Raw genomic sequence first — 13,934 nt, 5'->3', positions numbered from 1 at the left:
CATCGTTCTCAGACTCCGTAGAGACCCGCGGCCTGCGCCTGGCCGGCCTGGTGGATCGTGGCGGCCGTCTGCAGGTTCACACCGGTCTTACGGATCGCCATGGCCAGGTTCTCGTTGGCCTTGAGGCAGATCTCGTGGACGTGCTGGTAGCTCTCCTGATCGACGCCCACCCAGTTGCCGGCGTTGAGGTTCGCGGTGTTGTTGGCCGTCAGCTCGGCGATGTTCGCGTCCGCGACGGCGGAGGCCTTGGCGAGGCCGGCCGACGTGGCGTCGTAGCTGGCGTAAGTGACTGTGATGCGCTCGGCGGAAGTCATGCTGTTACCCCTTCAGTGAGATCTGCGGTCTAGACGACGTAGCCGGTGAACAGGCCGCCGGCGTCACCGTCGGTGCTGGTGATGAGTCCGCCGTTGCGGCCCAGGGCCTCGGCGACGGCCTCGAGCTTCTGCTGCTCGGCGTTGCACACGGCGATGAGCTCCTCCATGTGGACGGTGGCCTTGTTGGCGGTGTCGCCGTTGTTCGCGGCGCGGTAGGCCTCGGCCGTGGTGCGGACGAACTTGATGTTGGCGAGGGTCGTCGCGGCCACGTCGTGGGTCTTCGCGGTACCGGCGGCGTGCGAAACGGTGTTCAGGTCGTAGATCTGCGGGGGCATCAGTGTTCCTCCAGTTCAGTGGTGGTCGTGGTGGGCCGAGCGGGTGGTGGGAATCAGCGCCCCTCCCCACTCGACGGGACGTCGACGGGAACGGACTCGTACTCGGGCACCGAGTCCTGGTAGATGGGCATCGCTACCGTATCGGGCACGACGATGCGCTCGCGCTGCTTGCCCTTCGACCGCGCGACCGGCGCGCTGGCCGAGGTCGGGACGATCGGGCGCAGCGGCTCGGCCGCGACGCGCGGAACCGGCGGGGGCGGCGGCGCGACCGTGAGGCCGTCGGTCGACCAGTTCGCGGGCGCAGCCACCTGCGGCAGCGCGCTCGTACCGGGCTCGACCCGCAGCGCGGACGCGGACCGCTGCGCCTGCTCGCCGCGGGACATCCGCTCGAGGGTGGGCGAACCGGGGCGCGCCCCGAAGTAGCCGACGGAGCCGGTCCGGTTCTCGGGGTTGACGCCGGAGAGCAGGGCGCTCATCGGTTGGTAGACCACGCCGCCACCGGTGCTCGCGGTTCCCACGCTGACGCCGGTCTGCAGCGCCTGCCCGCCGCCGGACATCCCGACGCCGACCACGCCGCCGGCCACACCGGCCGCCGCGCCGCCGGCCCCGCCGAGTTGCTGCACCAGGCTCTGGCCGAGCTGCTGTCCGGCGGCGGGCCGGACAGCACTGTTCTCGCGCGACTGGGAGGCGGCGGTCGCCCCGTTCGATGCGGCCTGCTCGACCCGCTGGGCGTTGACGAGCAGGGTCTGGCCGAGCTTCGTGGTCGTCAGGACGCCGCCGGCTGTACGCATCCAGAGCATGCTGGCGACGGCCTGCGCACCCTGCGCGGCGAGCGTCATCTTGGTGACCACGGCGTCGCCGACCGAGGCCGCACCCGCGGCGGCAGCGGGGATCGGCACGCCGATGGAGGTGGCCATGGGCTTCGGCGGGAGGAAGGGCTCGAAGGCCATGTTCGCGGTGGAGTTCGCGAGGTACACCGCCATCATCGCGGCGTTCTGCGCCCACATCGCAGCGTACTGCGCCTCGTTCGCGGCGATCGCCCCGGTATTGACGCCGAGGAAGTTGGTGGCGTTGAGCACGGCGTTGGTGATGTGGTTCAGCGCGATCTCGGGCAGCTGGGCCATGCCCGCCAGGGCCGCCGAGTAGTCGGCCGCCTGCTTCGTGTGGCGGGTCGAGGCGAGCAGCGCCTGCGTGCGCAGCGCCTCGTTGTGGGCGAGGTAGATCGCGACGTTGCGGGTCATCAGCGCCGTCTCGGGCGCCTGCCAGGACGCCGCGAGGCGGGGCAGCAGCGACTGCAGGAAGACCGACCGCGCGCTGACGGAGGCCGCGACCGAGGCCCAGGCCGCCGCCGCAGCGGTCGCCGGCGCCGGGCCCGCTCCCGACATGAGGCGCCCCACGTTGACCTCGGGGGGAAGCGCTGGGAAAGTCACGACGCCACGCTCGTCAGAACTGCACGGCGTTGTCGGCCATGATGTATGTGGACGCGACAGCCGAGAGGCTCACGGCGTACTGCGCGACCTCCGCGTGATCGACGATCGAGGTCGCCAGGAAGTTCGCCGCGTGCGCCGCGGAACTGGCCGAGACCAGCAGCGATACGTCATCGGCCCCCGCGGGCACGATCGCCCCGATGGCGCCGGCCGCGCCACCGATCAAGCCCGAGGTGGTGGCGACATTCGCCATGACCTCGTTGGTTCCCGCCAAGAGTTGAATAGGCGCCACGTTCAGGCCCACCTGCTATCCCCTTTACTTGATTTTCAAGTTGCAACTAAAACAGAATTGTCAAATTTCGTCAATCCCTGGTTGTCCGAAATTCTCATCCCCAAACCTCGTCGTCGGCCTCCGCTTCGTCCCTGCGTACGCCGTTCCAGGCGACCTGGACGATGTCCGACGGTGCCCCGCGCCCGGGATGGAATCGGCCCCGGCCCGGGATGCCGAAGCGCTGCCCGCGTTCACCTGCGATGTTCACGTTGAACTTGTCCGCGGACAGTGCCAGCGCCATGGAGCTGTGGGTGTCGAGGTACTGGATCAACGGGTCCGAACTGGCCTTGTAGAGGTACTCGGCGTCGTTGAGCACCACGATCACGTGGAAGCCGCGAATGACACCGTCGTTCATCAACTTCGCGGTCTGGGTGATCGGGTTCGTGCGGTCCCCGCGCGCGACCACCGCGTCGTAGTCGTCGATGATCAGGAAGACCTCGGGACCGGTCCACCAGTCTCGGCGCGCGAGCGCCGAGCTGTCGGCGGCGTCCGGCACCTTGCGGTAGGTCACCTTCTCGGGGTCGGTCTCGCCCTCGCCCATCCAGTCCACGAGTTTGTCCTGCCAGCGACGCAGGAAGTCGTAGAGGTCGGAGCCGTGCAGCCCGAGGTTCTTCGGGTTGGGCGCGAAGGCGCCGCGGTGCACGCGCTTGGGGTCGAGGAGGGCGATGGCGCCGTCGTCGATCGTCGGGTACCGGCGGCTGATCGCCTCGATGAGCGTGTGTACGAAGGCGGACCGCCCGGAGCCGCTCTCGCCGACCACGTACATGTGCGCCTCGCGGCCGAAGTCCGCGACGGCGGGGCCGGCGTCGGTCTCGCGGACGCCGAAGGGCAGCCGGACGCGCTCGCGCGCGCTCGCCTCCGCGGGCAGGACCGAGAACAGGTCGCTCTGCAGGACCACCTCGGGCAGCGCCAGCAGCTTCGGCGCCTCCGCGCCGGAGGTGTTGGCGCGGCGGATCCGGTCCACGACCTCCTCGATGCCGTCGCTGAGGGTCTCGGGCGAGGCGTCGCCGTCGGCGCGGGGCAGCGCAACGAGGGCGAGCAGCTCCCGGTCGGTGGTGATCACGTGGCCGGCCTTGTCGGGCACCGCCTTGTTCCGCTGCGAGTTCACGACGGACATGTCGTAGCTGGCGGTGGAGACGCGGCCCTCGATGATCGTGTGCATGTGGCTCGCGAGGCCGCGGAGCACGGTGTTGCGGGCGGTGGTGATGACGAAGTGGATGCCGTAGTTCAGGGCGCCCGAGGCGAGCGCCTCGAGCACGGCCACCTTGTCCTCGAAGACCCCGCCCTCGGTGACGGCGGCGTCGAAGCCGTCGATCACGATGAAGACGTCGCCGAACGCGTCCTCGGTGGTCACCTCGGCCCCGGGGTCGCTGCGCAACCGCCGGTACTCCGCCATCGAGTTGACGCGGTACTTGCGGAAGAGCTTGACGCGCTGGTCGATCAGGTCGGACATCTGGGAGACGATCCGGTTGATCGCGTCCTCCTCGGAGCGCGTCGCGATCCGGGAGACGTGCGGCAGGTCCTCGAGCCGCATCCAGCCGCCGCCCGTGTAGTCGACGACGAAGAACTGCACCTGCTCGGGCGAGTGGGTCAGGGCGAGCGAGGTCACCAGCGTCATCGCGGCGGTGGTCTTGCCCTTCTGCGGCGCCCCGTAGATGAGCACGTTGCCCTGGCCGCCCGAGAGGTCCAGCTCCCACACCGGCTGCTGGTGCTTGGCCGGGTCGTCGAAGACGCCGAAGGGCGTCTTCAGGGTCGCGGGGGTGGTCACCGTAGGCGCCACCCACTCCTCGGCCCCGAGCGACGGTGCCAGGATGTCCAGGGTGGTGGAGGTCAGCTCGGGGAGCCACGGCTTGTACGCGGGGCGCGCCGGGGCCTTGGTGAGCAGTTCCTTGACGACGGTGAAGACCGTCGGCGCGGCGAGCAGTTCCTCCTCGGTGCGCACGATCTCGTCGTCCTCGACGATCTCGGCCTCCAGGTCCGGGATGTCCACCCGGCGCGCGGTGAAGCCGCGGGAGGAGAGGTCGTCGGCGGTGGGCTGCACGATCTCCCGCACGACGGGCTCCGGCGCCGCCTCGGGCGCGAAGTAGGGCTTGCCCGTGAATCCGGCGTAGAACCGGATCAGGTCGTCCTCGTGGAGCGTCTTGATGAGGCCGTTGCCGGGCTTGCCGGGCAGGTTCTTGGCGTCGGGGACACCGATCACCGCGCGCGAGTCGCCGGCCGTGCCCGTGCGAAGAGCGATGTGGTAGTGGATGTTCGACTCGAGACCGCGCGAGCGCGCCATCTCCGCGTTCTGCGAGGCGAGCAGCAGGTGCACGCCCACGGACCGGCCGACGCGGCCGATCTGGCTGAAGATGTTCACGAATTCGGGCTTGGCCTCGAGGAGCTCGGTGTACTCGTCGATGAGCACGAGCAGCGCCGGCATGGGCTCGAGGTCGGGGCAGTGGCCGGACTCGCGGGCCTTCTCGTACTCGGTCAGGCCGATGATGTTGAAGGACGGGTAGCGCGCGGCGGCGCTGTCGAAGAGCTGCTGGCGCCGCTTGAGCTCGCCGGTGATGACCTCCATCATGCGGTCGACCATGCTCTCGGACTTCTCGAGGTTGGTGACCACCGCGGCGACGTGCGGGATGTCCTCCATGCCCTGATAGGTCGCGCCGCCCTTGAAGTCGACGAGCAGCAGGTTGAGCATCGACGGCGGATGGAACAGGCAGGCGTCGAGGACCAGGCAGCGCAGGAACTCCGACTTGCCGGAGCCCGACGTGCCGATCATCTCGCCGTGCGGGCCGGTACCGCCCTGGCTGGCCTCCCGCATGTTGAGGAAGATGCGCGTGCCGTCCGGCCCGAAGCCGATCGGGAAGTTGAGCCGGCGCGGATCGTCGAACCGCTTGATCCGCTGCCAGAAGTCGACCACCTCGATCGCGCCGGGATCGTCGACCTGCACCAGGTTGGCCCAGTCCCGGCCGGTGTCCTGGCGCTCCTTCGACAGCAGCGACGCCGTGGTCTCGAGCTCCCACCGGGCGAGCTTGCGCGCGTTGGTGTGCGCGTCGACGGCGTCGAGGTGGTCGGCGCGCGCGATCTCCTTGGGCGCCTCCAGCGGGAGGTCCGAGTCCCACCGGGTCACGATGCCCGTCGGGTCCACGTCGAGCAGTACGGCGTGCGGGAACGAGTCGATCACGCCATCGGGCGGCGACATCAGGATCCACGTGACGTCGGCCAGCGAGGCGATCGCCTGGTCCGTCATCCGTGCGCGCTCAGCGGATTCCACGATCACCACGGTGTGCCGGGTGCGCCCCGTCGCCTCGGACTCGGTGGTGAAGGGCCGGGAGTAGTCGACGATGCGGTCCGCCTCGGCCGCCGGCTGCTCGTCGCCGCCGGCGAGTTCCTCGAGGAAGTCGGTCCAGTTGCCGTAGATCATCCGGCGCGAGCCCAGTGCGTCGATCAGCGACGGATGCTGCGCCTGCGGAAGCCATTTCAGGTACTCCCAGCGGCCGCCGTCGGGGGTGTCCGCCACCACGGCGAAGCGCAACCGGTCCGGGCCGTGCGTGATCGCGAGGTGGTTCAGCATCGCGCGCACCATGCCGGCCGACCGCTCGGAATCGCCGCTCACGCCCAGCACGGGAACGGTGCGCAGGGTGAAGGCGAGCGGCATGTCCGCGATGGTCGAGTGGGTGTGCAGGAACTTCACGGTCTCGGTCCACTGCACGGGGTCGAGGAACTCGCCGTCGGGCGCTTCCGGCGTGAGCAGCTTCGCCTTCGGCACGATGCGTCCGCGGCCGTAGCGGGCCGCCGTGAACCGGGTCTTGCGTTCTGCGTCGCCGCCGTTCACCTCCCACATCCGCTCGGTGCCGATGAGCGACGCCGCCACCGACGGATCCGGGTAAGCGTGGGCGAGGGCGTCGAAGTAGTTGCGGCCGCGGGAGAGCGCCTTCTCGCGCGAGGTGCCGATCGAGCGGCTGGCCTGCTTGCGGTCGTGGAGCAGCTGCGCCTTCGACTTGTTGCCGCTGCCGCCGGGGCCGCCGCCCATGTACGCGAACATGCCGAACAGAAGCATCATCGGCATGAGCAGCATGACCGGGTTGAAGCCCCGGTTCATGCGGATCATCATGAACAGCATGCCGAGGACGGCGACCACCATGATGACCGGCATCATCACGGTGCGCCACTTGCCGGGCGGGTCGACCTCGTCGATGGTGTCCGGGGTGCGGACCTCCACCTCTTTCTTGACGACCCGGGGCTCCTTCTTCGGGTGGAGCGGGGGCTCGAAGACCTGCCTACTCACTACTTCCCCTTCGGGTCGAACTTCGCGACGACGGGGTCGTCGGCGCCACCGTCGTGCTTGATGGATGCGCTGGCCTGCGAGAGCGTGGGACCCTGCGCGAACAGGCTGATGATCGTCCACGGCGCGGGCACCGGGTTGCTCAGCCCCAGCGCCTTCGCTGACGAGCCCGGGTCGTTCGAACCCTGGTCGTCGATGCCGTACCGGATGCCGGTGTCCGCGATCCAGAACTCGCCGCTGTGCTCGCGCGAGTCCTTGGCGGAGCCGGTGGCGTAGACGTACCGTCCGCTGTTCGCCGGCAGGTACACGTCGTCGGCGATGGTGCCCGCCGAGCCGGGTGCGCCGATCAGGGCGATCCGGGCGGCGCTCTGCTGGGCGGTCAGCGGCAGCGTGCCGGCGACGAGGACCTTCTGCTCGGCGGTCGGCGCGTCCCCGTCGTGCGACCAGGTCATGCAGGTCACGGGGTCGCTCGTCGCATCCTCGATCCGCACCTTGCCCGTCGGGAAGTGGTCGACGGCGATCCGCCCGCCCACCTTGGGCCACTGGTTCGCCTTCGACGCCTCGGTCTCGACGACGCCGCTCTTGACGGGCGAGACGGTCTGCAGGACCGCCGCGGCGGTCTGGCTGACCTGCTGGATGCCGTCGGCGGCCACCACGTAGTAGGTCCAGCCGCCGTCGACGGTGGCGACGCGCAGCGTGGTGCCGACGAGCAGCTTCTCGGTGTTCGCGAAGCGCACGGGCTTACCGAGATCCGTGATCTGCGGGACGTCGATCGGTTCCCGCGCAGCGAGCGCGTTGAACAGGCCGGGCGACATCGGGATGACCCGCTGGTCGATGCCGATGCCCAGCGCCTCGCGGATCGCGGAGTTGCCCAGGTCCAGCCGCGAGCGGGCCACGACCCCGTCGTCGGAGTAGACGAGCCAGGTCTGGTTGTCGAAGGCGACGACGCGGGCGCGGTCGCCGGTCAGCTCGTCGGTGCCGTCGGCGGGTGTGAGGGCGCCGCCGATGATCGTGACCTTCACCGCGGAGGTGGCGGTCGTCGGCAGCCCCGTCGACGGGTCGAGCGGCACGGCCGAGCCGGTGGCCGTGCTGTCGCAGACGGCCCACTGCGACATCCGGCTGGTGGAGTTGCGGATCACGGTGGGGGCGTACGGGATGCCCACCATCGGGCCACGCGGCAGCTTCTCGATCTCCCCGGACTTCGCCAGCACCGGCTTGGCGGGCGAGCCGATGATGAGCTGGCCGGAGACCACGTTGGGGATCGGGCTGAGCGCGTCGCCGACCTTGACGTACAGGGCACCGGTCTGGCTGTCCTGGATGATTTCGCCGTCGCCGACCTTGCCGGCGGGGAAGATCACGGCGCCGATGACGCAGCCCAGGACGACGACCAGGCCGACGGCGAGCGCCATGTACAGCGGCGAGCCCTGGAACTTCTTCACGTCGTCGATCCAGCGCGTGTCGCGGCGCACCAGCGCCTCCTCGTTGCGCCGCTGCAGGTAGGCCTCGCCCGACTTCTGGTACTTCGAGGTCAGGCGGAACCCTCGGACCCGCTCCTGCAGGCCCGATTTCGGGTTCGACGGATCCGGCGTCATCTCAGCCATTCGATTCCTCGTGCCAACTCGTCTCCAGGAGATGCCATTGCGACCACGGGAAGTTCGGCGACACCCGCAGGGTCTCCTCGTAGGCCAGGCGCACGTCCTCGAACTCGAGGGTGCGCAGCAGCGTCCGCTTCTCCTCGGACGAGAGCGACGACCGGTCGATCGCGCTGACCCGGAAGTCGCGGAAGCCCCGCGCCGAGGAGATCACGGTGCGCATGAACCTGGCGTTCGACATCAGGTCGATGCCGGAACACAGACGGCCCTTGAGATCGAGGGCGCTGACCTCGGCGAGCCGCTTGTTGTGCTCCTCCAGGTAGCCGCGCACGCCCACACCGAGGTTCTCCCGGCTCTTGGCGGCGACGGACTCGGCGATCTCGACCAGTTCCTCCGCCGTGAACGAGCTGAACGAGATCCGCGTCGGGAAGCGCAGCGGGAGTCCGGCGTTCACCTGCAGCAGGCGGTTCATGTCGTCGTCGTAGCCCGCGAGCACCACGACCACCTTGTCGCGCAGGGGCTTGTCGCCCTCGTTCTCGATCCGGGCCAGCAGCGCCTCGAGCGCCTCGCGGCCGAACCGGGAGGCCTGGTCCTCGCCGTCGCCGGCGACGAGGCCGTACGCCTCGTCGAGGAAGAACAGGCCGCCGCGCGACTCGTCGACGAGCTTGTTGGTGCGGATGCCCGCCTGGCCCACGTAGCCGGTCATCATGTCGCTGGGTTGGTGCTCGTAGACCTCGGGCTTGGCGATCACGCCCAGGCCGTAGTACAGCTTCGCGAGGATCCGCACGCCCGTCGTCTTGCCGGTGCCGGGCGGGCCGGTGATGATCGCGGAGAGGCGCATCTCCTCCTCGCTGTACTCCTCGCCGAGCTCCTCGCTGAGTTCCTTGCGCTCGCGGTCCATCTCGACCTTCGAGGCGAGGCGGCGGATCTGCGACTTCACGTCCGGGCTGCCGACGAGGGCGTCGAGCTCGCGCCACGCGTCGGCGAGCACGACGTCGCGCTGCCGGTCGAGGCTCTCCTGCTCGATCTCCTGCGCCGTGGTGCCCGATGTCGGGTCCCACGGGTCGGTGCGGGTGTTCATCGATTGCGCGGTGACCACCTCGAGGGAGCCGCCCGCGGCGGCGTGGTCGAGGTCCGGGCGCGAGGAGATCCAGGCGCGGGCGTCGCGCAGCAGCTTGGCGGCACCGTCCTCGTCGCCCGTCGCCCGTAGCGCGTAGGCCTGGGTCACCAGGAGGCTGGCCTGCACCAGTTTGAAATCCTCTGAGGCGAGCGCGGTCTTGGTCGCGGAGAGCGCCTGGTGAGCGTCGCCGGTTCCGACGAGGGCGCGCGCGGTCAGCGCGGTGACCCCCAGCTGCCAGAAGCGGACGGCACCGTCGGACTCGGCGGACACCCACAGGGGCTCGCGGCTGTCGGCCACCGTCGAGAGCACCTCGGGCCAGCGATGCGCGAGCCCGAGCAGGCAGATCCACAGGTACCGCAGGTAGTTCCGCTGCGCGGGCGAATCCGCGCTCACCTCGCGCTGCAGCCTCGTCAGCTCGTCGGCGGCCTCTGTGAGCAGGCCCGCCTGGGCGAGGATCACCGCGGCGCCCGCGCGCGCGTAGATCACGTCGGTGACGGGCATGCCGAGCTCGACGACCCCCATCTGCACGGGGATCTTCAGTCCGAGAGCACCTTCGGCAGGGTCGACGACCATGCCGTTGCGGCGGAGTTCCACGCCGAAGTTGCGGGCCGAGTTCAGCAGGCCGCGGGCCGCGGCGGGGTCACTGAGCTGCGATCGGTCGACGGCCATCAGGCCGATCCACGCGTCGCACATCGTGGGGTCGGCTTCGACGGCCAGTCGGAAGGCCTGGGCCGGTTCGCGGGTGTCGGTCCGGGCCGCGAGCGATCGCAGCCCGAGCGAGAAGTACCGCTGGGCAGTGGGATTGGAGGTCGTCATCGTGCTTGCTCGGAGTCCTGATCCTGGCTCGAGAGGAACCGCGCGTAGGTCCAGGCGTACACCGCCGACTCGATGTCGTGGTACGCCGCGGCGAGGGTGGCGACGAGGATCGCCCGTTCCAGCATCCGGTCGCGCAGGCGGGCCGCGTCCGGCGCGGGCGCCGTGAGGTCCTCGGCGGAGGCGGGCGTCCGGTCCAGGATCAGCGCATCGCCGAGGGCGCGCTCGTCGGCGTGCAGTTGCTCGAGGACCGCGGGCGGCACCTCGTCGCGCTCGTCGAGGAAGCAGCGGGCGTCGATGCGCGCGGCCTCGATCCCGATCGCATGCTCGGGGGCGATCGGCTGCGTCTCCAGGTCCCGGATCAGCGCCCGCGCCTGCCGTTCGGCCTGCTCGCGGTCGAGCGAGCGGATGTGCTGCAGGCGCGCGGGCGAGACCGTGGCCTCGAACCGGCTGCGACCGCCGGGGAGCACCGCGCCGGGCCGCAGCACGCCGACGACGTTCTCCTCGCCCACGACGGGGACGTACGCGCGGCTCGGGTGCGTGGTCGCGACCGCGGTGAGCGTGTACCCGTCCTGCTCGGCGTAGTCGATGAGCTGACGCACCGGGTCGTCGATCGACGCCCAGCGGTAGCCCGTGGGCATGTTCCAGAGCACCCGGACGCCGGCGGGGATCACGACGCCGGGCGGCAGCCAGCCGGCGTCCGACGTGGTGACGGCCATGATCGTCTCCGCGTCCTTGACCAGAAGGCCCGCGGCCCAGTGCAATCCCGACTCGGGACCGTGCGGGCCGCCGCGCAGCGACCCGAGGATGGACGCGACCGCGTCGTGCACCTGTTGCACGACCGGCGACACCTTCTTCCGCAGCACCAGCGGCTCCGTGCGGCCGAGGATGGCGGGTCCGGTGGCGAGCACCGGCGCGGGCTTGGCGGGCGCCTTGAGCTCCTCCGGCTGCTCCGCCTCCTCCGTGGGGGCCGAAGGGGTGAGCTCCGCGGTCGTCGCGGACTCGTCCGCGAGGGCGGCGGGCGCGTCCGCGTCGGGCTCGCTCTCCGGGATCACGACAGGGTTCTCCGCCGCCGCCACGAATGCGACGGGCGCCATCTTGGCTGGTTCGACCTTGCCGGCGTTCGCAGCCTTGAGCAGGTCCGAGAACTTGACGGGGCCCGACTTCTGCACCGGCCGGGCCGCCGCGGCCGCGAGTGATCGGAGCGGCTCGGCGGGCGCCGCTGCGGGCTCAGCCGGTGCGGTCTCGTCATGCTCGACGTCGTCGGTCTCGGCCTCGTCCAACTCGGCCTCGTCGACCTCGTCGAGCTCGGTCTCAGCGGTTGCGGCGGAGGATGTTTCACCGTCGACCGGCGCGCCGGAGTCCTCCGCCGAACCTTCGCCGACTGCCTCGTCGGTGACGTCGCGCTGGTCGGTGTCGTCAGGCTGTTCGGTGTCGGCGAGCTCGTCGGTGTCGTCCGGCTCGTCGGTGTCGTCAGACTCGTCGGTGTCGGCGAGCTCGTCGGTATCGTCGGCGACGTCGGTGTCGTCGCTGTCGTCGCTGTCGTCGGCGACGGCCTCATCACTGCCGTCGGACGCCTCGTCGGAGTCCTCCGACACCTCGCCTGCGAGGTCCTCGTCGGCCGGCGCCTCGTCGGCGGACGCACCTGTCGCGACGTCCTCTTCCAGCGGCTCGTCGGCGGCCGCGACCTCTACGGACTCGGCGCCCGACTCCACCACCTCCGCGGGCTCGTCCGCCGCGGATTCGCCGGTGCCGATCTCCTCGGTCGCACCCTCCGCATCCACGGACGGCGGATTCTGGTCGGAAGAAGCCTCGTCGGAAGAGGTCTCGTCCGCAGAAGCCCCTTCGGAGGACGCGTCGTCCGCAGAGTTCTCGTCGGCGGGAGTCTCGTCGACGTCGTCCTCGACATCGACGAGGACGTCCTCGTCCTGCTCGGCCGGCGCTAGAAGCTCGTCCGCCTCGGCGTCCAGCTCATCGGCGAAGTCGACGTCGGCGTCGGCGTCGGCGTCCGTCTCGTCCTCCAGGAGCTCGTCGTCGGCATCGTCGAACTCGTCGGCAGCGGAATCGTCGAGCTCGCCGATGACCAGATCGTCGGCATCGTCATCGCGCTCGTCAGCGACGTCGGTCGCGTCGTCATCGACGTCGGGGACGTCGGGGACGTCGGGGACGTCGAGGGTCGGCGAGGTCTCGACGTCGGTGGAGTCCGCCACGTCGGCGACGGGCTCGTCCGCGACGCGCTCGCGGCCGCTCGCCGTCACCGGAGCGGCCTCGGGCGCGGTGGGCACCGTCGGCAGGACGCCCGAGCCACCCCAGCCGCCGCCGGGGACGCGTCCGAACGAGAGGAAGCCGTCGTCCATCGCATCCGCACGGGTGGTGTCCTCACGATCGGGCAACGGGCCGGCGATCGCCCCGGACAACGTCATCGGGGCGCCGAATTCGGCGCCCTCGGCCTCGCCCGCTTCGCCGGCCACGATCTCGGCGGGCGTCGTGGGGAGAGGCAGGAACTGAGTCGGCGCGGCGACGGGGATCGGACCGCTGCTCGGCCCCTGTACCGCGGCCTCGCCCGCACCGGGCGTGCGCCCGAGCGCCAGGAAACCGTTGAGCAGGGGCTGCGGCACCACGGGAACCGCGGCATCGTCAGCGGGCACTGCTATGGAAGGTGCGCGCCCCAGGCCGAGGAAGCCGTTCGAGATCACGGGCGTATCGAGGTCGGCCTGCTCCTCGGCGAGAGGCTCCGACATCGGGGCGGCGCCCTCGACGCTGTTCTCCACGACGGGCTCGTCGTCGACCGCCCCATCCGCGGCGGTGGCCGCCTCCCCGGCGTGGGGAACGGCGCTCGCAGGAGTGCGGCCGAAGGACATGAATCCGAGGTCCATCGTGGCCTCGTCGCCGGAGTCGGCGAAGGCGTCCTGCGCGGCGGCCGCGGCGTCCTTCGGGGCCGGAACCTCACGCTCGGCGGACGTATGGCCGTTCACGGAGTCCTGACCGTTCGCCCCGGCGTGTCCGTTGACGGCCTCCAGGCCGTTGACCGCCTCGTGACCGTTCGCGACCCCGTGGCCGTTAGCGTCGGCATGGCCGTTCTGGTCCGCGCGGGTGTTGCGGATCGCGTACCCGTTGCGGGCGTGACCGTTCCGGGCGACACGGCCGTTGCGCTCCGTGGCCTCGGCGCTGGCGCCGGGCACCCGGCCGAAGGCCATGAACCCACTGACCAGGCCTGCGGCGGGCTTCTTCGCGGAACCCGTGGTCTCCGGCGTGACCATCTTCTCGGCCACTTCGGCCGCCCGCGCCCGGGCGCTGGCGATCAGCTCGGCGATCCGGTCCGCGGGATCGATGCCGGCCTGCGCGGATTGGAGCTGCGCGGCCTCGATCTCGGCCTCGACCTGGTACACGATCTCCGACTGCTCGAGGTTCACCTGCTGCAGGCTGCGGGCGAGCTCGCCGAGCGCGTGCGAGACGTGGACCAGCGACTCGCCCACGCGGACGATGCCGATGAAGCTCTGCGCCCACTTGCCGGTCTCGGACTCGAGGAACTCGGAGACGTCGACCTCGGCCAGCTGCGCGGTGGCGGTGGTGCCCTCACTGGCGACGCGGAACGCGTACGACGAGGCCTGGGCGGCCGACAACGCGCGCGACGCGAGATCGTCGGGCGTCACCTCGTCCTCCCAGATTCCTTCCAGGAGGACGTCGGCGTGGGGGGTATCAGGGCGATCGATCACTTCGACACCTCAA

8 protein-coding genes are annotated in these 13,934 nt (G+C 70.5%); all 8 read right to left on the bottom strand.

What is annotated here, in order from left to right; all coding sequences use genetic code 11:
* Positions 1-8 precede the first annotated feature (8 nt).
* Positions 9-314: a hypothetical protein gene (locus tag WFK95_RS01215; RefSeq protein ID WP_224651468.1), complete on the bottom strand. Its 306-nt coding sequence runs from the start codon at positions 312-314 to the stop codon at positions 9-11.
* A gap of 29 nt (positions 315-343) precedes the next feature.
* A complete protein-coding gene (locus tag WFK95_RS01210; RefSeq protein WP_224651463.1) occupies positions 344-649 on the bottom strand; it encodes a hypothetical protein in 306 nt (101 codons plus the stop codon).
* 53 nt (positions 650-702) lie between these two features.
* A complete protein-coding gene (locus WFK95_RS01205; RefSeq protein ID WP_336669634.1) occupies positions 703-2,079 on the bottom strand; it encodes a PPE family protein in 1,377 nt (458 codons plus the stop codon).
* 13 nt (positions 2,080-2,092) lie between these two features.
* Complete coding sequence (locus WFK95_RS01200) at positions 2,093-2,368, bottom strand: PE domain-containing protein (protein ID WP_336670128.1); 276 nt, start codon at positions 2,366-2,368, stop codon at positions 2,093-2,095.
* Positions 2,369-2,462: 94 nt separating this feature from the next.
* Positions 2,463-6,683 (bottom strand): type VII secretion protein EccCa, encoded by a 4,221-nt coding sequence (gene eccCa / locus WFK95_RS01195; RefSeq protein WP_224651457.1) that lies wholly within the window; start codon positions 6,681-6,683, stop codon positions 2,463-2,465.
* Complete coding sequence (gene eccB, locus WFK95_RS01190) at positions 6,683-8,281, bottom strand: type VII secretion protein EccB (RefSeq protein WP_224651452.1); 1,599 nt, start codon at positions 8,279-8,281, stop codon at positions 6,683-6,685. The genes eccCa and eccB overlap by 1 nt, the downstream gene beginning before the upstream one ends.
* On the bottom strand, positions 8,274-10,208 hold the full coding sequence (locus WFK95_RS01185; protein ID WP_336669633.1) for an AAA family ATPase: 1,935 nt from the start codon (positions 10,206-10,208) through the stop codon (positions 8,274-8,276). The genes eccB and WFK95_RS01185 overlap by 8 nt, the downstream gene beginning before the upstream one ends.
* Complete coding sequence (locus WFK95_RS01180; RefSeq protein ID WP_336669632.1) at positions 10,205-13,921, bottom strand: hypothetical protein; 3,717 nt, start codon at positions 13,919-13,921, stop codon at positions 10,205-10,207. The genes WFK95_RS01185 and WFK95_RS01180 overlap by 4 nt, the downstream gene beginning before the upstream one ends.
* Positions 13,922-13,934 lie beyond the last annotated feature (13 nt).

The sequence above is a fragment of the Tsukamurella sp. USMM236 genome, assembly GCF_037148755.1.
Classification (GTDB): Bacteria; Actinomycetota; Actinomycetes; order Mycobacteriales; family Mycobacteriaceae; genus Tsukamurella.
Note: the sequence above shows the minus strand (reverse complement) of the source record. Positions and strands in the feature narration are given on the sequence as shown.

Bases quoted from the DNA above. Each gene is read 5' to 3' on its own strand.
- WFK95_RS01185 (WP_336669633.1), bottom strand. From the start codon at position 10,208: ATGACGACCTCCAATCCCACTGCCCAGCGGTACTTCTCGCTCGGGCTG.
- WFK95_RS01210 (WP_224651463.1), bottom strand. From the start codon at position 649: ATGCCCCCGCAGATCTACGACCTGAACACCGTTTCGCACGCCGCCGGT.
- eccB (WP_224651452.1), bottom strand. From the start codon at position 8,281: ATGGCTGAGATGACGCCGGATCCGTCGAACCCGAAATCGGGCCTGCAG.
- WFK95_RS01215 (WP_224651468.1), bottom strand. From the start codon at position 314: ATGACTTCCGCCGAGCGCATCACAGTCACTTACGCCAGCTACGACGCC.